20 protein-coding genes and 1 pseudogene are annotated in these 15,720 nt (G+C 69.4%); 17 read left to right on the forward strand and 4 right to left on the reverse strand.

Annotation, left to right across the window (positions count from 1 at the left end):
• Window positions 1-157 precede the first annotated feature (157 nt).
• The 9 genes from LRS03_RS16760 (at window position 158) to LRS03_RS16800 (ending at window position 6,363) form a co-directional block, all read left to right on the forward strand.
• Window positions 158-481, forward strand: a complete 324-nt coding sequence (locus LRS03_RS16760; protein WP_257826835.1) for a DUF2917 domain-containing protein — start codon at window positions 158-160, stop codon at window positions 479-481.
• Entirely contained in the window at window positions 478-1,836 is a 1,359-nt protein-coding gene (radA, locus tag LRS03_RS16765; RefSeq protein ID WP_257826837.1) for a DNA repair protein RadA, read from the forward strand. Before LRS03_RS16760 ends, radA begins: the two co-directional genes overlap by 4 nt.
• An 83-nt stretch (window positions 1,837-1,919) precedes the next feature.
• Window positions 1,920-2,264: a hypothetical protein gene (locus LRS03_RS16770; RefSeq protein ID WP_257826839.1), complete on the forward strand. Its 345-nt coding sequence runs from the start codon at window positions 1,920-1,922 to the stop codon at window positions 2,262-2,264.
• Window positions 2,261-2,683, forward strand: coding sequence for a hypothetical protein (locus LRS03_RS16775; protein WP_257826841.1), 423 nt, complete (start codon window positions 2,261-2,263; stop codon window positions 2,681-2,683). The genes LRS03_RS16770 and LRS03_RS16775 overlap by 4 nt, the downstream gene beginning before the upstream one ends.
• A gap of 9 nt (window positions 2,684-2,692) precedes the next feature.
• Window positions 2,693-3,502 carry a metallophosphoesterase family protein gene (locus LRS03_RS16780; RefSeq protein ID WP_257826843.1) on the forward strand — a complete coding sequence of 270 codons (810 nt, stop codon included), beginning with the start codon at window positions 2,693-2,695 and terminating at the stop codon, window positions 3,500-3,502.
• A gap of 46 nt (window positions 3,503-3,548) precedes the next feature.
• Window positions 3,549-3,800: a FeoA family protein gene (locus LRS03_RS16785; protein WP_257826844.1), complete on the forward strand. Its 252-nt coding sequence runs from the start codon at window positions 3,549-3,551 to the stop codon at window positions 3,798-3,800.
• On the forward strand, window positions 3,797-5,650 hold the full coding sequence (gene feoB, locus LRS03_RS16790) for a ferrous iron transporter B (protein ID WP_257826846.1): 1,854 nt from the start codon (window positions 3,797-3,799) through the stop codon (window positions 5,648-5,650). Before LRS03_RS16785 ends, feoB begins: the two co-directional genes overlap by 4 nt.
• Before the next feature lie 2 nt (window positions 5,651-5,652).
• A complete protein-coding gene (locus tag LRS03_RS16795) occupies window positions 5,653-5,910 on the forward strand; it encodes a DUF6587 family protein (RefSeq protein ID WP_257826848.1) in 258 nt (85 codons plus the stop codon).
• Window positions 5,911-5,976: 66 nt separating this feature from the next.
• On the forward strand, window positions 5,977-6,363 hold the full coding sequence (locus LRS03_RS16800) for a hypothetical protein (RefSeq protein WP_257826849.1): 387 nt from the start codon (window positions 5,977-5,979) through the stop codon (window positions 6,361-6,363).
• Window positions 6,364-6,384: 21 nt separating this feature from the next.
• On the opposite strand, the gene LRS03_RS16805 is transcribed toward LRS03_RS16800, so the two are convergent.
• Complete coding sequence (locus LRS03_RS16805; RefSeq protein ID WP_257826851.1) at window positions 6,385-6,741, reverse strand: hypothetical protein; 357 nt, start codon at window positions 6,739-6,741, stop codon at window positions 6,385-6,387.
• Between the two features lie 159 nt (window positions 6,742-6,900).
• On the opposite strand from LRS03_RS16805, the gene LRS03_RS16810 reads away from it, so the two are divergent.
• The 4 genes from LRS03_RS16810 to LRS03_RS16825 all read left to right on the forward strand — a co-directional run bounded on the left by LRS03_RS16810 (window position 6,901) and on the right by LRS03_RS16825 (window position 10,749).
• A complete protein-coding gene (locus LRS03_RS16810) occupies window positions 6,901-7,824 on the forward strand; it encodes a branched-chain amino acid transaminase (RefSeq protein ID WP_374685065.1) in 924 nt (307 codons plus the stop codon).
• Window positions 7,825-7,835: 11 nt separating this feature from the next.
• Window positions 7,836-8,042, forward strand: a complete 207-nt coding sequence (locus LRS03_RS16815) for a zinc-finger domain-containing protein (RefSeq protein WP_257826854.1) — start codon at window positions 7,836-7,838, stop codon at window positions 8,040-8,042.
• A gap of 162 nt (window positions 8,043-8,204) precedes the next feature.
• Complete coding sequence (gene waaF, locus LRS03_RS16820; protein WP_257826856.1) at window positions 8,205-9,203, forward strand: lipopolysaccharide heptosyltransferase II; 999 nt, start codon at window positions 8,205-8,207, stop codon at window positions 9,201-9,203.
• Between the two features lie 7 nt (window positions 9,204-9,210).
• On the forward strand, window positions 9,211-10,749 hold the full coding sequence (locus tag LRS03_RS16825) for a sensor histidine kinase (protein ID WP_257826857.1): 1,539 nt from the start codon (window positions 9,211-9,213) through the stop codon (window positions 10,747-10,749).
• Here the strand turns inward: LRS03_RS16825 and LRS03_RS16830 are convergent.
• Window positions 10,725-11,435 (reverse strand): anti-sigma factor, encoded by a 711-nt coding sequence (locus LRS03_RS16830; protein ID WP_257826858.1) that lies wholly within the window; start codon window positions 11,433-11,435, stop codon window positions 10,725-10,727. The genes LRS03_RS16825 and LRS03_RS16830 overlap by 25 nt on opposite strands.
• A 7-nt stretch (window positions 11,436-11,442) precedes the next feature.
• Window positions 11,443-12,072: a sigma-70 family RNA polymerase sigma factor gene (locus LRS03_RS16835; RefSeq protein ID WP_257826860.1), complete on the reverse strand. Its 630-nt coding sequence runs from the start codon at window positions 12,070-12,072 to the stop codon at window positions 11,443-11,445.
• A gap of 76 nt (window positions 12,073-12,148) precedes the next feature.
• Here LRS03_RS16835 and purU point away from each other — a divergent pair, with 76 nt between their 5' ends.
• The 4 genes from purU to LRS03_RS16855 are packed head-to-tail and all read left to right on the forward strand — an operon-like array spanning window position 12,149 to window position 15,088.
• Complete coding sequence (gene purU, locus LRS03_RS16840; protein ID WP_257826862.1) at window positions 12,149-13,057, forward strand: formyltetrahydrofolate deformylase; 909 nt, start codon at window positions 12,149-12,151, stop codon at window positions 13,055-13,057.
• A gap of 11 nt (window positions 13,058-13,068) precedes the next feature.
• Window positions 13,069-13,521, forward strand: coding sequence for a YybH family protein (locus LRS03_RS16845; protein ID WP_257826863.1), 453 nt, complete (start codon window positions 13,069-13,071; stop codon window positions 13,519-13,521).
• Between the two features lie 6 nt (window positions 13,522-13,527).
• Entirely contained in the window at window positions 13,528-14,532 is a 1,005-nt protein-coding gene (locus LRS03_RS16850) for a YheT family hydrolase (protein ID WP_257826864.1), read from the forward strand.
• Window positions 14,525-15,088, forward strand: a complete 564-nt coding sequence (locus LRS03_RS16855) for a DUF2946 family protein (protein WP_257826866.1) — start codon at window positions 14,525-14,527, stop codon at window positions 15,086-15,088. Before LRS03_RS16850 ends, LRS03_RS16855 begins: the two co-directional genes overlap by 8 nt.
• Here the strand turns inward: LRS03_RS16855 and LRS03_RS16860 are convergent.
• Window positions 15,076-15,608 (reverse strand): annotated as a pseudogene (locus LRS03_RS16860) (DUF3455 domain-containing protein). The gene LRS03_RS16855 and the pseudogene LRS03_RS16860 overlap by 13 nt on opposite strands.
• Window positions 15,609-15,720 lie beyond the last annotated feature (112 nt).

The raw sequence follows: 15,720 nt of genomic DNA on the forward strand, positions 1-15,720 counted from the left end.
CGATTGGCCCAGGGACGTGACAGATACAGAGCCCTCTTCTTGTCACCAATACAGATGCGCCAGCGTGCATCTGTGCTGCCGAAGTTCGTTCAGCGCTGGATATGGCGGGGCGCGGCACGGCTGCGCACACTGAATGCCCACGAGACAGGAGAACGCCATGGTCCGCTTCACACCCCCGGTCACCCTCCGCCTGCAAGCCGGCGACGTCATGGCTTGGCAACAGGCCCCGGCCCGAGTGCGTGTGGTCGGCGGCGGCCGTGTCTGGATCACGCAGCAGCACGACCCCGCGGACCACTTTCTCTTCCACGGCGAGTGCTTCGAGCTGCGCCGCGAGCGGCACACGGTGATCGAAGCCGAGCAGGAGGTGTGGCTGCGCTTCGAGCGCGACCCCGCCTGGCACCAGCGGCTCAGCGGCCTGCTGCGGCGGGGCCTGCGCAGGCTCACGAGACGAGCCACCCGGGCGGCTACAGTGCCCGGGTGAGCAAACCCAAGTCGATCTACACCTGCAGCGAATGCGGCGGCACCAGCCCCAAGTGGCTGGGCAAGTGCCCGCATTGCAACGCCTGGAACACGCTGGTCGAAGGCGTGGCCGAGGGCGCATCCAAACAACACCGCTTCCAGTCGCTGGCCGCGCCGCAGCCCGTCGCGACCTTGAGCGAGATCGAGGCGACCGACGTCGACCGGCGCGCCACCGGCATCGAGGAGCTCGACCGGGTGCTCGGCGGCGGCATCGTCTCCGGCGGCGTGGTGCTGATCGGGGGGGATCCCGGCATCGGCAAGTCCACGCTCCTGCTGCAGGCGCTCGATGCGCTCTCGAAGACGGTGCCCACGCTTTACGTGACCGGCGAAGAATCAGGCGCGCAGGTGGCGCTGCGCTCGCGCCGCCTCGGGCTCGACGGCTCGCAGGTGCGCGTGGTGGCCGAGATCAACCTGGAGAAGATCAGTGCCACCCTCGAGGCCGAGCAACCCGCCGTCTGTGTGATCGACTCGATCCAGACCATGTACAGCGAGGAGCTGACCTCCGCCCCCGGCTCGGTGGCGCAGGTGCGCGAATGCGCCGCGCAGCTCACGCGCATCGCCAAGAGCAGCGGCACGGCCATCGTGCTCGTCGGCCATGTGACGAAGGAAGGCGCGCTTGCCGGCCCGCGCGTGCTGGAGCACATCGTCGACACGGTGCTCTATTTCGAGGGCGACACGCATTCGAGCTTCCGCTTGGTGCGCGCCATCAAGAACCGCTTCGGCGCGGTCAACGAGATCGGCGTCTTCGCGATGACCGAGAAGGGGCTGAAGGGTGTGGCCAACCCGAGCGCGATCTTTTTGTCGACGCACGGCGAGCCGGTCGCAGGCTCCTGCGTGCTGGTCACGCTCGAAGGCACGCGCCCGATGCTGGTGGAGATCCAGGCGCTGGTCGATTCCGGCGGGCCGAGCCCACGGCGCCTGTCCGTTGGCCTCGACCGCGACCGCCTGGCGATGATGCTGGCGGTGATGCACCGCCACGCGGGTGTCGCCTTCATGGACCAGGACGTCTTCGTCAACGCGGTCGGCGGCGTGCGCATCAGCGAGCCGGCAGCCGACCTCGCGGTGATGCTCGCCATCCAGAGCAGCCTGCGTGGCAAGCCCTTGCCGCGCGGCTTCATCACCTTCGGCGAAGTCGGCTTGGCCGGCGAGGTGCGGCCGGCGCCGCGGGGTCAGGAGCGCCTGAAGGAAGCCGCCAAGCTCGGCTTTTCCGTCGCCATCGTGCCCAAGGCCAACGCGCCGAAGAAGCCGATCGAGGGGCTGACGGTGCATGCGGTCGAGCGCATCGAGCAGGCGCTCGACTTGGTGCGGACCCTCTGACAGCCCGTCATCGTGGCGCGGCAGAATTGCCGCGGCCTCCCCAGGGAGGCGTCATCACGCACAACAATCTTTCGGGAGGAACCATGAAGATCATCCGCCTCTGCGCGGCGCTGCTGGTCGCAAGCCAGCTCGCCGCCTGCGCGTCCGCGCCATTCACCATCGCCCCCATGCCGCCCGCCAAGTACCAGGTGCTCGGCAAGGCCGAAGGCAAGGCCTGCGGGTCGCTCGGCTTTCTGTCCACTGCCTACTACGCCGTGCCCATCGGCCTCAACACCCGCGTGGAGCGGGCCTACCAAGAGGCGCTCGCCAGCGTGCCGGGTGCCACCAGCCTGGTGAACGTGAACATCGTCGAAGACTGGCAATGGTTGCTGCTCGTGACCATGCGCTGCACCACCATCACCGGCGACGCCGTCAAGGAGGCCGCATGAAGACGCCGCGTTTCATCAAACCCCTGACCACAGCGCTTCTCGCCGCCTCGCTGCTGGCCGGCTGCCAGGGTGTGCCGCTGGACCTGTCCAAGCGCACCATCTCCGACCGCAGCCAGGTCGACCCCTTCAAGGGCCGCCGCATCGCGGGCGAGGCCACCGGCTTCCAGCTGATGCTGTTCATCCCGATCGCAATCAACGGCCGCTACCGGAACGCCTACCAGAACCTGCTTGAACAAGCCGGCGACGACCTGCTGAGCGACGTGACCGTCACCGAGTCGTGGCAATGGGCCTTCGTCGGCACGCTGTACACAACCCGGATCGAGGCGACGGCCTACCCGCGCAAGAAGGCGGACACCCCTGCCCCGACCGCCGCAGCGGCCCCCGCACCCTTGGAAGACGGCGGCGCGAAACGCCCATAAGCTCGGGCGATGAAGTTCGCCGTCCTCAGCGACATCCACGGCAACCTGCCCGCGCTCGACGCGGTGATCGCCGACGCGCACGCGCAGGCGGTGGACGGCTTTCTCAACCTGGGCGACATCGTCAGCGGCCCGCTGTGGCCGGCCGAGACCGCCGAGCGGCTGATGCCGCTTGGCTGGCCCACGATCGCCGGCAACCATGAGCGGCAGCTGCTGACGCAGCCGGTCGACCGCATGAGCGCGACCGACCGCCACACCGCGCCACGGCTTACCGCTGCGCACCGGGCCTGGCTCGCGTCATGGCCACCCACGAACCGGCTGCGCGACGACCTGCTGCTGTGCCACGGCACGCCGTCGAGCGACCTGCACTACCTGATGGAAACGGTGACGCCCAGCCACGTGCGCGGTGGCGATCCCGGCGTGCGTGCGGCCACGCGCGACGAACTGCTGCAGCGCCTCGGTGACGTGCTGCTCGGCGTGCCCGGCGCACTCATCCTCTGCGGCCACACCCACCGCCCGCGCTGCGAACGCCTCGCCGACGGCCGCATGGTGGTCAACCCCGGCAGCGTGGGTCTGCCGGCGTATGACGACACCCATCCGCATCCCCATGTGATCGAAAGCGGCTCGCCGCACGCGCGCTACGCCATCGTCATCCGCAACAACGAGGGCTGGGGCGTGAAGCTGCGCAAGGTTGCCTACGACCACGAGGCGGCTGCCCGACAGGCCGAGCAGCACGGCCGCGGCGACTGGGCCGACGCACTGCGCAGCGGCCGCATGGGGCGCTACGAGGCCGATCTCCCGACCCTCGGACCCTCTTTCTAGATAAGATCGATTATCATTTGCATCTCGCTTTCTCGCGGATGCCGTGATGCCTTCTCTCCGCCTGTCCGACCTGCCCAACGGGGCCCGCAGCACCGTCACGGCCCTGAGTCCGCACGCCCCCCAGGCCGACGAGGCGATGCTGCGCCGACTGGCCGAGCTGGGCTTTCTGCCCGGCGAACCGGTCGAAGTGCTGCGCCGCGGGCCAGGTGGCCGTGAGCCTCTGGCGGTGCAGGTCGGCGAGACCTTGTTTGCCTTGCGCCTGGCCGAAGCGCAGTGCGTGGAGGTGGCGGCACCATGAGCGACGCCGCCGCAATCAAGGTCGCGCTGGTCGGCAACCCCAACTGCGGCAAGACCGCACTTTTCAATCTGCTGACGGGGGCCCGCCAGAAAGTCGCCAACTACGCCGGCGTGACGGTCGAGCGCAAGGTCGGCACCGCCACGCTCAAGAGCGGGCGCACTGTCTCGGTGGTCGACCTGCCCGGCGCCTACAGCCTCACGCCATCGACGCCCGACGAAGCGGTGACGCGCGACGTGGTGCTCGGCCGGCGCCGCGACGAAGCGGCCCCCGATGCAATCGTCGCCGTGGTCGACGCGACCAACCTGCCGATGAACCTGCGCCTGGTGCTCGAACTCAAGCGCCTGGGCCGGCCGATGCTGCTCTCGCTCAACATGGCCGACGTGGCGCGCGACCGTGGCCTGCGGATCGACGTGGCCCGGCTCTCCGCCGAGCTGGGCATGCCGGTGGTGGAAACCGTGGCGGTGCAGAGCCAGGGCCATGCCGCCCTGCTGGCGCAGCTTGAACGACAGGCGCAATGGCCCGTGGCCGTCGCGACGTCCGGCACCACCCCGAGCCCGGCGGAGCTGCAGCGCGAGGTGCGGCGCATCCTCGCCCTCGCCGCCCCTGGCGCGATGGGCTTCAAGCGCTTCAACCACAAGCTCGATGCGGTCGTGATGCACCCGGTGGCCGGCTTGCTGCTGCTCGCGTTGCTGCTCTTCCTCGTCTTCCAGGCGGTGTTCGCCTGGGCGGCGGTGCCGATGGACGCGATCGAGGGCAGCGTCGCCTGGATCGGCGAGCAGATCAAGTCGAACATGGCCGACGGCCCGCTGCGCAGCCTGCTCGTCGACGGCATCGTGGCGGGTGCGGGCGGTGTGATCGTCTTCCTGCCGCAGATCTTGATCCTCTTCTTCTTCATCCTCGTGCTCGAGGATTCGGGCTACCTGCCGCGCGCCGCCTTCCTGCTCGACAACGTGATGGGCAAGGTGGGCCTCTCGGGCCGCGCCTTCATCCCGCTGCTGTCGAGCTTCGCGTGTGCGATCCCCGGGATCATGGCGGCGCGCACCATCCCGAACTGGCGCGACCGGCTGGCCACCATCATGGTGGCGCCACTGATGACCTGCTCGGCACGGTTGCCGGTCTACGCGCTTTTGATCGGCGCCTTCATTCCGGCGCGCAGCGTCGGCCCGTTCAACTTGCAGGGGCTGACGCTTTTCGGGCTCTACGTGGCCGGCGTGCTGTCGGCGATGGGCGTGGCCTGGTTCCTCAAGCGGGTGTGGAGCAAGTCCAGCTACCAGCCGCTGATGCTGGAGCTGCCGCCCTACCGTTGGCCGAGCCTGCGCAACCTGGCGATCGGGCTGTGGGAGCGGGCGGCGATCTTCCTCAAGCGCGTGGGCGGCATCATCTTCGCGCTCACCGTGCTGCTGTGGTTTCTGGCGAGCTACCCCGAAGCGCCGGCGGGCGCCGCCGGTGCCGCCATCGAGCACAGCTACGCCGGCATGCTGGGCCGCGCGCTGCAGACAGTGTTCGAGCCCATCGGCTTCAACTGGCAGATCTCGATCGCGCTGGTGCCGGGCCTGGCGGCGCGTGAGGTGGCCGTGGGTGCGCTCGGCACGGTCTATGCCCTGTCGGTGCCGGAAGACCAGCTCGCCGACAGCCTGATGCCCGTGATCGCGCAGACCTGGTCGCTGGCCACGGCCTACGCGCTCGTCGCCTGGTTCGTATTCGCGCCCCAGTGCCTGGCCACGCTCGCCGTGGTCAAGCGCGAGACCAACTCGTGGCGCTACCCGCTCCTGATGGCGGCCTACCTCTTCGGCTTGGCCTACACCGCCTCTTTCGTCACCTACCGCACGGTGCTGTGGCTGGGGGGCTGAACATGCAGAACACCCTCGTCGGCCTGATCGTCATCGCCTGTGCCGTCTACGCGGTGTGGACGTTGATGCCTTCGGCGCTGCGGCGCGCGCTCGCCGGGCGCCTGCAGCACGGCCCCTGGCCGCAGCCGCTCGCCCGCGCCCTGCGCCGCGCCGCGCAACGAGCCCCGGGCTGTGGATGCGCTGCGGGGTGCAGCGCCCAGGCCATGCCGCCCTCGGCCCCGCAGCCGATCCGGATCCACACTCGCCCGAAGAAGGGCTGACGGCCCTTTGCGGATTGCGGGAACCACGCAGGGCGCCGGCCAGACGCGGCCTCTACCATCGCCGGCATGAATCCGATCGTGGGGTGGGGCCTGGCCTTCGTGGCCCTGGTGGCCGGCTGGTTCAGCTATGGCTGGCAAGGGGTTGTGATGGTCGTTTCGGCCATCGTGTTCTGGCTGCTGCTGCAGTTCAGCCGCGCGCTGCGGGTGATGAGAGACGCCGCGCAGGCACCCAAGGGCGAGGTCGGCAGCACCGTGATGCTCAACGCCAAGCTGAAAGCCGGCATGACGCTGATGCAGGTGATCACGCTCACCCGCAGCCTGGGTGACCGTGTGAGCGAAACGCCCGAGACCTGGGCCTGGCGCGATGCCGGCGACAGCCGCGTGACGCTGGTGTTCGAACGCGGCCGGCTGACCCGCTGGGAGCTCACCCGCCCGGTGCAGACCGACGCGTGATCGTGCGGGGCCGCGCCCCGCTCAGCCCGAGCGCCGCCGAAGCAGCATGAGCCCGATCAGCACCAGGCCGGCGACGGTCAGCGCAAAGGTCGACGGCTCGCCGGAGACCTGCGCCGGCTCGTGTGCGTTGGACGCGTCGGCCGTGCGCTCACCACGCTCGCGCGCAGCGGCAACGGGCATCACGGCCGCAGTCGCGGTGGCGGCCTGCGTGCGGGACACCGCCGTCGGCACGCCCGCGTCGGCGCCCATCTGCGACAGCACACGGTGCGAAGGCGCCGCCAGGGCCACGGCGGCCTCACCACGCCCCTGGGCTGCCACCGGCAAGATTGAAAAGGCCAGCACCACCGAGGCCGACCATGCTGCAAACGAGAACTTCATGGCATCACCTGTGAACAACCGCCGCGCCCTCCCGAGTGCCACGGCCACGCATGGGAAGGACTATAGGAATCTGCCTCGCATCGCGCGCCCCCGAGAGCCGGGGGTGCGAAGGCCCGCTCGTAGAATCGGGGGCATTGCCCAACACTGAGGATGAGCTCCATGTCCATGGAAGACCGCGACGGAAAAATCTGGATGGACGGCCAGTTGATCGACTGGCGCGACGCCAGGATCCACGTGCTGTCGCACACGTTGCACTACGGCTGCGGCGCCTTTGAAGGAGTGCGCGCTTACGACACGGTGAACGGCACCGCGATCTTCCGTTTGCGCGAGCACACCGAGCGCCTCTTCAACAGCGCCAAGATCCTGCGCATGAAGATTCCCTTCTCGTTCGACGAGGTGGTGGAAGCGCAGCGCGCGGTGGTGAAAGCCAACAACCTCAAGAGCTGCTATCTGCGCCCGCTGACCTGGATCGGCTCCGAGAAGCTGGGCGTGTCTCCGAAGGGCAACAAGATCCACCTGATGGTCGCCGCCTGGTCCTGGGGCGCCTACCTCGGTGAAGAAGGCTTGAAGCGCGGCATCCGCGTGAAGACCTCGAGCTACACCCGCCACCACGTCAATATCACGATGACGCAGGCCAAAGCGGTGAGCAACTACACCAACTCCATCCTCGCCAACATGGAAGCCACCGACGATGGCTACGACGAGGCCCTGCTGCTCGACGCGAGCGGCTTCGTCTCCGAAGGCGCCGGCGAGAACCTCTTCGTCATCAAGAACGGCGTGGTCTACACGCCCGACCTGTCGGCCGGCGCGCTCAACGGCATCACCCGCAACACGGTGTTCGCGATCTGCAAGGACCTTGGCCTGGAGCTGAAGGAAAAGCGCATCACCCGCGACGAGGTCTACATCTGCGACGAGGCCTTCTTCACCGGCACCGCCGCCGAAGTCACGCCCATCCGCGAACTCGACCGCGTGCAGATTGGCCAGGGCTCGCGCGGCCCCATCACCGAGAAGATCCAGAGCGCGTTCTTCGACATCGTGAACGGCCGCAATCCGAAGTACGCCGAGTGGCTGACCGCCGTCTGAAGAGGCCTGACATGAGCAACACGCAAGCTCCCGTCGAACTGGCTGCCGCGGACCTGCAAGGCCCCGGCGTCATCGCCTGCCCCAATCCGAAGATGACGCTGTGGAGCGGGCACCCCAAGGTCTTCATCGACGTGGCCACCACGGGCGAGGGCAAGTGCCCGTACTGCGGCACGGTCTATCGCCTGAAAGCCGGCGAGAAGCTGCACAGCCACCACTGACATGACGCGGGCCGAGCGCCGGGCCGCTCCCAAGCCGGCCCGCGCGAGCCGCGAGACGCGGCTCGCACTCCGGCCGTCCATGCCCGCGCAGGCGGGCCTGGAGCCGCGGCCTATGTTCCCCTCGGGGGATCGGTCGACGTACGCGGCGGCCGAGGGGCTGACATGAGATCTTTGGTCATCGCGCCGCAGTGGATCGGCGACGCGGTGATGTCGGAGCCGCTGCTGCGCACCCTCGCCGCTCGCGGCGAACGGCTGACGGTGGCGGCCCTTCCCTGGGTCGCGCCGGTCTACCACGCGATGCCGCAGGTGGCCGGGGTGCTCGAGCTGCCGTTTGCGCACGGCCGGCTCGATTGGTCGGGCCGGCGGCGTGTCGCGCGAGAGCTGCGCGGCCGTTTCGACACCGCCTACGTGCTGCCCAACTCGCTGAAGGCCGCGCTGATTCCCTTCTTCGCGCGCATTCCTCGCCGCATCGGCTACCACGGCGAAGGCCGCTACTGGCTGCTCAACGAGCGCTGGCCCAACCCTGGCGGGCGCCCGCCGATGGTGGCGTTCTACCGCGCACTCAGCGGCGAGCCGGCCGCGACCGAAGAGCCACACCTGAGTTTCCCGCCCGAACAACTGCAGGCGGTCACCGCTGCACTTGGCCTTGCGCCGACAGGCTACTGGGTTTTCGCACCCGGGGCCGAGTACGGCCCGGCCAAGATCTGGCCCGCCAGCCACTACGCGGAGCTCGCCCGCGAGCTGCACGCCCGCCACGGCCAGCCGGTCGTGCTGCTCGGCTCCGGCAAGGAAGCCGCGCTGTGCGACGAGATCGCCAGCGCCGCCCCCGGCGCCTGCCGCGTGCTCGCCGGCAAGACGCGACTGATCGACGCCATGGTGCTCATCGCAGGCAGCCGCGGCGTGGTCAGCAACGACTCGGGCCTGATGCACGTGGCCGCAGCGTTCCGCATTCCGCAGGTGGCGGTGTTCGGCTCGACCAGCCCCGAGCACACACCTCCCCTCAGCCCCAACGCCCGCGTGCTGTGGCTGAAAAACGAACTGCAGCTCGACTGCATGCCCTGCTTCGAGCGCACCTGCCGCTACGGCCACTACCGCTGTCTCACCGGCGTGCCGGCCGCGCGGGTGGCGGCCGCACTGGACGACGCGCTGCTGAAGGCCTGAGCCGCCGATGGAGACCGATCCGCACAAGCTCATGAGCGAGGCGCTCGTCGGCGCCGGCACCTCGGTGTGGGCCTGGGACCTCGCCAACGACGTGCTGACCGGCATGGACGGCAGCGTTGCCCTGCTCGGCTACCAGCCCGGCGACATGCCCGCCACCCAGCAGGCCTGGGACCAGGTCATCCACCCCGAGGACCTGGGCGCCAACGACGCCGCCTACCAGGCCCACGCCGCCGGCAAGACCCCCGCCTACGAAAGCGAATACCGCGCGCTCGCCAAAGACGGCAGCTGGCGCTGGCTCGCCGAGCGCGGGCGCATCGTCGAATGGTCGCCCGACGGCACGCCGCGCCGCATGGTGGGCACGCTCACCGACGTCACGCTGCGCAAGCAGGCCGAACTGGCCACCGCCGAACGCGACGAGCGACTGCGCCAGATCACCCGCCACGTGCCGGGCCTGCTCTATCAATTCCGCCTGCCGCGCGACGGGCACGGCGTCTTCCCCTACGTCAGCGAACGCTGCCGTGACGTGCTCGGCCTCGACCCGCAGGCCCTGATGCTCGACGCCAGCCTGCTGTTCAACCGCGTCGACCCGGCCGACCGCGAGCGGACCAACCGCGCCCTCGAGGATTGGACGAACAGCCAGGTGGCGCGCCGCATCGAGTTCCGCTACCTGCACCCCAACGGCCACCTGCGCTGGATGCTCGGCGTGTCATCGCCGCGCGTCGAGCCCGACGGCGCCATCGTCTGGCACGGCTACCTGGAAGACATCACCGAGTACCGCGAACTCGAACGTGCCCGCGAGCTGGCCGCCGCCGCTGAAGCAGCCAACCGTGCCAAGACCGAATTCCTCTCGCGCATGAGCCACGAGCTGCGCACGCCGCTCAACGCGGTGCTCGGCTTCTCGCAGCTTCTGGAGCTCGACCAGAGCGACCCGCTGAGCCCCGGCCAGCGCCACCGCCTGGGCCTGGTGCGGGAATCGGGCGAGCACCTGCTGCGCATGATCAGCGACCTGCTCGACCACTCGCGCATCGAAGCCGGCCAGCTGTCGATCGACCTCGACGACGTGCCGCTGCCCACGCTCTTGCGAGAGTGCGCCGACATGCTGCACCCCGCCGCCCAGGCCGCCGGCGTGAGCCTGCACTGGGGCCGCATCGACGACCCGCTGCTGGTACGCGCCGACCCCACCCGCCTGCGCCAGGTCGTGCTCAACCTGCTCAGCAACGCCATCAAGTACAACCGTCGCGGCGGCGAAGTGCGGCTGGAGGCGCAGCACGAAGAAGGCCGCATGGTGGTGCTGCGCGTGATCGACACCGGCGTGGGCATCGCGCCGGCGCACCTGCCGAGCCTCTTCGAGCCCTTCAACCGGCTCGGCCAAAAGCGCAGCGGCATCGAGGGCACCGGCATCGGCCTCGCGATCACACGCGGCCTCGTCACGCTGATGCACGGCCGCATCGACGTCAACAGCGTGCTCGACAAGGGCTCGACCTTCAGCGTGGTGCTGCCCGACGCCACGCCGGCGTCGGCTCAGGACGTCAGCTTGCCGATGTAGAGGATGGGCCCGGTGGGCGCGCCGGTGGGCGAGCCGCCCGGCGGCTCCAGGCTCACCGCGAAAGCCGCGGTGTTGTCGAGCACCTGGCCGCGCTGCACCACCGTCGCGCCCTGCGCCGAGATCAAGCCGAGCGAGCGTGGCGCGCCTTGCGGCGGCACGGCCCACAGCTCCAAGGCCTTGTCGGCCTGCAGCGCCACCTGCTGGATCGGCTTGGTGACGAGTGCACGCCCGTCGGCGCTGATGCTGGCGACGAAGGACGCCGGCACCACGCCGCCTGCCCCCGGCGTACCGCCCGCCGCCGACAGCACGACGACGATCGGCGGCTGCGCCGGCTGCGGAAGCGCCAGCAGCACTGCGAGCGTCACCGCCGCCATCGTGGCCACGCCGGTCAAGGCACGCCACACCGCGAGCCGGCCCCACCACCCCGGCGGGGTTGCCGCGCCAGCCGAGGCCGCCACCGGCGCGATGCGCCGCTCGATGGCCTGCCACACCTGCGGCGGCGGCGCCACCGGTTCGACCGCGGCCGTGAGCGGCATCAGCCGCGCTTCCCAGTCGCGCACGGCCTGGCGCAGCGTCGGGTGCACACGCGTCAACGCGACGAAGCGACGGCGCGCCGCACCGCGCAGCGTGCCGGCCACGTAGGCGGCGGCAAGGCGGTCGGCGAGGTCGGGGCGGCTGTAGTCCATCAGTGCATCACTCCGCCTGCAGATCGCGCACGACGGCGCCATCGAGGCAAGTCTTCAAGGCCAGCAGCGCACGCCGCACCCACGACTTCACCGTGCCCAGCGGCTGGCGCATCTGCTCGGCCACCTCGGCATGGCTCAGCCCGTCGTAGAACGCGAGCGCCACGCTCTGCCGCTGCTGCGCACTCAAGCCCTGCATGCAGCGACCGAGCGCGCGTGCATCCGAAGCCTGGCTCAGCAGCGCCAGCGGCCCGGGGGTGGTATCGGCGACATCGTCGTACACGTCACGGTCCTCGTCGCCCTCGCTCGACAACGGCGCGGACTGGGTTTGCGGCTCCGCCTGACGGCGGCGCAGGCTGTCGATCGCCCGGTTGCGCGCGATGCTGGTGAGCCACGTCAAGGGCTGGCTCTGCGCCGCATCGAAGGACTGCGCGGCACGCCAAACGTTGACATAGACCTCCTGCAGCACGTCTTCGGCCTGGGCCCTGTCACGGTTGATACGCAGCACCACCCCGAACAGATGCGCGCTGGTGCGCTCGTAGAGCTGCGCGAAGGCCGCACGGTCGCCAAGGCCACTCTTGGCCAAGAGGTGGGACAGCTCGCGGCTGCGTTCGGTCCAGGCGTTGGGGTCAGTGCGCATGATGGACATTCGATGAGGTGGGGATGATGCCGGCGTCTTGCGTGCAAAGCGAGGCCCGTCCGTACAATTCCGCGCCATGCCGTCGTCCACTGCACCGCGCTCGCGCGAATTCGTCCTCACGCTGTCGTGCCGCGATGCCAAAGGCATCGTCTACGCCGTCTCGGGCCTGCTCTACCAGGCGGGTTGCAACATCGTCGACTCGCAGCAGTTCGGCGACCTGCCCGACCAGAGCAGCGCACACGCCACCGGCCTCTTCTTCATGCGGGTGCACTTCGAAGCGCCGCCGCACCTGGCCGACACCGACACGCTCACCAAGCTCTTCACCAGCGTGCGCGAGCAGTTCGGCATGGAAGCGCAGTTCCACAGCCTCGCGCGCAAGCCGCGACTCCTGCTGATGGTGAGCCAGCACGGCCACTGCCTCAACGACCTGCTGTATCGCTGGCATTCGGGGCAGCTCGACGTGGACATCCCGGCAGTCGTCTCCAACCACTCGGTCTTCGCCGAGCTGGCTGGGCGCTACGGCATCCCCTTCCACCACCTGCCGCTGGCCGCGGGCGCCTCGGCCGAGGCCAAGCGGGCGCAGGAGCAGCAGGTGGAGGCGCTGGTCACGCAGCACGGCATCGACCTCGTGGTGCTTGCACGCTACATGCAGATCCTGAGCCCCGAGTTCTGCGCCTTCCTCAAGGGCCGCGCGATCAACATCCACCACAGCTTCCTGCCGAGCTTCAAGGGCGCCAAGCCCTACTACCAGGCCCATGACCGGGGCGTGAAGCTGATCGGCGCCACCGCGCACTACGTGACGCCCGAAGCCGACGAAGGCCCCATCCTCGAACAAGACGTCGCCCGCGTGGACCACTCGCTCAGCGCCGAAGATTTCACCGCCGTCGGCCGCGACGTCGAGTGCATGGTGCTGGCCCGCGCGGTGCGCTGGCACGTGGAACACCGTGTGCTTTTGAACGGCCAGAAAACCGTCGTCTTTCACTGAGACCTCCTCCCATGCCGCGTCCGCCCAAGCCGCCCGAGATCGCCCTGATGAAACCGTCCGACGACGCCGAGGCGCAGTTCTACGAAGCCCTGCAGCGGGCCGACATCGAGAAGCTGATGGCGGTGTGGTCCGACGAGGACGACATCTGCTGCGTGCACCCCAACGGGCCGCGCATGATCGGCCCGGGCGCCATCCGCACCGCGTTCGAGGCGATGTTCGGCAACGGTGCGATCGACGCCCGCCCCGAGCGTGTGCGGCGCGTGCAGACGCACGACAGCGCGGTGCACAGCGTGGTCGAGCGCATCCAGGTGCTCACCGACGAAGGGCCGCAGATGGCCTGGGTGCTGGCAACCAACGTGTATGTGAAAACCTCGCTCGGCTGGCGCCTGGTGGCACACCATGCCAGCCCGGGCACGGCCCAGGAGTTGCCGGAGGTCGGCGAGACGCCATCCGTGCTGCATTGAAGAATGATGGACTACCGCGCTCCGCGCTGGCTCGCGGGCGATGGCCCGTGGGGCGGCAACCTGCAGACGATCTGGCCGGCGCTCTTTGCGCGCAGCCACCAGGGGCCGCGGCCGGTCTACCGGCGCGAGCGCTGGACGACGCCGGACCAGGATTTCATCGACGTCGACTTTCAAGTCACGCCCGACGACGACGGCCGCGTGCGCCCACTGCTCGTGCTCTTCCACGGGCTCGAAGGCTCGTCGGACAGCCACTACGCGCGCGCCTTCGCCCACTGGGCCCGGCAAAACGGCTGGCGCTACGCGGTGCCGCACTTTCGCGGCTGCTCGGGCGAGATCAACCTCGCGCCCCGCGCCTACCACTCGGGTGACTTCGAAGAGATCGGCTGGGTGCTTGAGCGCCTGCGCGCGGGCCACACCGGTCCGATGGTCGCGGTGGGTGTGTCGCTCGGCGGCAATGCGCTGATGCGCTGGGCCGAAGAGGCCGGCGACACCGCCTCGCAGACGGTGAGCGCGGTGTGCTCGGTCTGCTCGCCGCTCGACCTGGCCGCCGGCGGAGAAGCCATCGGCCGCGGCTTCAACCGTCAGGTCTACACCCGCATGTTCCTGCGCACCATGGTGCCCAAGGCGCTGCTGAAGCTTGCGCAGCACCCGGGCCTCTTCGACGGCCGCGCGCTGCAGCGCGCCCGCGACCTGTACGACTTCGACAACATCTTCACCGCCCCGCTGCACGGCTTTCGCAATACCGACGACTATTGGGCACGCGGCTCGGCCAAGCCGCATCTGCATCGCATCCGCATCCCGGCGCTGGCGATCAACGCGCGCAATGACCCTTTCATCCCCGCAGCCAGCTTGCCGAAGCAGCGCGAGGTCGGCTCGTTCGTGACACTGTGGCAACCTGAGCACGGTGGTCACGTGGGCTTCCCGCACGGCCGCTGGCCCGGCCACGTGCTCACGCTTCCGGAACAAGTCATGGACTGGATGACCCAGCACACAGGAGTCACGCATGGATGACATCGTCAAAGCCGCTTTGAAGAAGTGGCCCAACGTGCCGGCCTGCTACGGCTGGCTTGCGCTCGATGCGCGTGGCGACTGGTACATGCGCGACGACCGCATCCAGGCCGCAGGCCCCTTCCCCATGGTGAAGGGCAGCCGCATCAACCACGACAAGCTGCGCGAATTCATCGAGCGCAACTACGACCGCGACGAACACGGCGACTGGTACTTCCAGAACGGGCCGCAGCGCGTCTACGTCGAGCTCGAATCGGCCCCCTGGATCTGGCGCCTCGAGGCCCGCCCCGGCAGCGCGCCGGGCATCCGCTCGCACACCGGGCGAGAGGCCCGTTTCGAGGCGGCCCTCGTCGACGAAACCGGCCGGCTCTACCTCGCCACCGACCTCGGCCTCGGCATCGTGCACACGCTCGACATGGAAACCGCGGCCGACGCAATCGAAGCCGGCCACTGGCGCACCGAAGAGTGCGCCGCGGCCGCGCTGCCCCGCCGCTACGGCCACCGCCTGAGCCCTCAGCGTGAGCGTGGCGCCGCGGCCACCGCTCATCACATCCCGTAGAACACGTAGTCGGCCGCGTAGGCCACCTGCTGGCGCTGGCCCTTCGCCGCCGCCGTGCAGGCGGCGCTCGGCGCCACGCCGCCCTTGGTGTTCAGGCGCTGGATGTAGGCCACGCCCTGCATCGCACCGGTCCCCATCGCCGGGTCAGCCTTCACCAGCTGCAGCGGGATGTTGCCGGCCCCCCGGGCGCCACGGCCACCTGCTTGCCGGTCACCTTGGAGCCGTCGTTCGACTCCCAGGTGGGGCCGGCGTAGTACTTGCCGACGACCTTGTCGCCGGGGCCGTAGAGCGTGGCCACCGGGCCGACGAAGGCCCACTCGAACTGGCCCGCCATGTCCTTCTTCTCGCGGCACTCGTAGGTGAGTTCGCCGCGGCCCACGGTCCACATCGTCTGCTTGGTGCCGGCGGGGGCGCGCACGGCGTCGGGCAGCGCCATGTTGTCGACCTTCATCGGGGCGGGGGTGGTGGAACAGGCCGAAACGACAGCGGCCAGGCCGGCGAGCAAGAGGGTGTTCTTCATGGTCATCTCCAGGCGATCGGTGAACGAGGTTGCGGCGGCCGAACGGCCGCCTCAGCCCCTCTACGCAACCGATGCACAACTGGATGCATGCGCCTCTCTCGCAGGCACAAAA

Source organism: Rhizobacter sp. J219 (assembly GCF_024700055.1).
Lineage (GTDB): Bacteria > Pseudomonadota > Gammaproteobacteria > Burkholderiales > Burkholderiaceae_C > Rhizobacter.

Bases quoted from the DNA above. Each gene is read 5' to 3' on its own strand.
- LRS03_RS16760 (WP_257826835.1), top strand. From the start codon at position 158: ATGGTCCGCTTCACACCCCCGGTCACCCTCCGCCTGCAAGCCGGCGAC.
- LRS03_RS16770 (WP_257826839.1), top strand. From the start codon at position 1,920: ATGAAGATCATCCGCCTCTGCGCGGCGCTGCTGGTCGCAAGCCAGCTC.
- LRS03_RS16775 (WP_257826841.1), top strand. From the start codon at position 2,261: ATGAAGACGCCGCGTTTCATCAAACCCCTGACCACAGCGCTTCTCGCC.
- LRS03_RS16780 (WP_257826843.1), top strand. From the start codon at position 2,693: ATGAAGTTCGCCGTCCTCAGCGACATCCACGGCAACCTGCCCGCGCTC.
- LRS03_RS16785 (WP_257826844.1), top strand. From the start codon at position 3,549: ATGCCTTCTCTCCGCCTGTCCGACCTGCCCAACGGGGCCCGCAGCACC.
- feoB (WP_257826846.1), top strand. From the start codon at position 3,797: ATGAGCGACGCCGCCGCAATCAAGGTCGCGCTGGTCGGCAACCCCAAC.
- LRS03_RS16795 (WP_257826848.1), top strand. From the start codon at position 5,653: ATGCAGAACACCCTCGTCGGCCTGATCGTCATCGCCTGTGCCGTCTAC.
- LRS03_RS16800 (WP_257826849.1), top strand. From the start codon at position 5,977: ATGAATCCGATCGTGGGGTGGGGCCTGGCCTTCGTGGCCCTGGTGGCC.
- LRS03_RS16805 (WP_257826851.1), bottom strand. From the start codon at position 6,741: ATGAAGTTCTCGTTTGCAGCATGGTCGGCCTCGGTGGTGCTGGCCTTT.
- LRS03_RS16810 (WP_374685065.1), top strand. From the start codon at position 6,901: ATGTCCATGGAAGACCGCGACGGAAAAATCTGGATGGACGGCCAGTTG.
- LRS03_RS16815 (WP_257826854.1), top strand. From the start codon at position 7,836: ATGAGCAACACGCAAGCTCCCGTCGAACTGGCTGCCGCGGACCTGCAA.
- waaF (WP_257826856.1), top strand. From the start codon at position 8,205: ATGAGATCTTTGGTCATCGCGCCGCAGTGGATCGGCGACGCGGTGATG.
- LRS03_RS16825 (WP_257826857.1), top strand. From the start codon at position 9,211: ATGGAGACCGATCCGCACAAGCTCATGAGCGAGGCGCTCGTCGGCGCC.
- LRS03_RS16830 (WP_257826858.1), bottom strand. From the start codon at position 11,435: ATGGACTACAGCCGCCCCGACCTCGCCGACCGCCTTGCCGCCGCCTAC.
- LRS03_RS16835 (WP_257826860.1), bottom strand. From the start codon at position 12,072: ATGCGCACTGACCCCAACGCCTGGACCGAACGCAGCCGCGAGCTGTCC.
- purU (WP_257826862.1), top strand. From the start codon at position 12,149: ATGCCGTCGTCCACTGCACCGCGCTCGCGCGAATTCGTCCTCACGCTG.
- LRS03_RS16845 (WP_257826863.1), top strand. From the start codon at position 13,069: ATGCCGCGTCCGCCCAAGCCGCCCGAGATCGCCCTGATGAAACCGTCC.
- LRS03_RS16850 (WP_257826864.1), top strand. From the start codon at position 13,528: ATGGACTACCGCGCTCCGCGCTGGCTCGCGGGCGATGGCCCGTGGGGC.
- LRS03_RS16855 (WP_257826866.1), top strand. From the start codon at position 14,525: ATGGATGACATCGTCAAAGCCGCTTTGAAGAAGTGGCCCAACGTGCCG.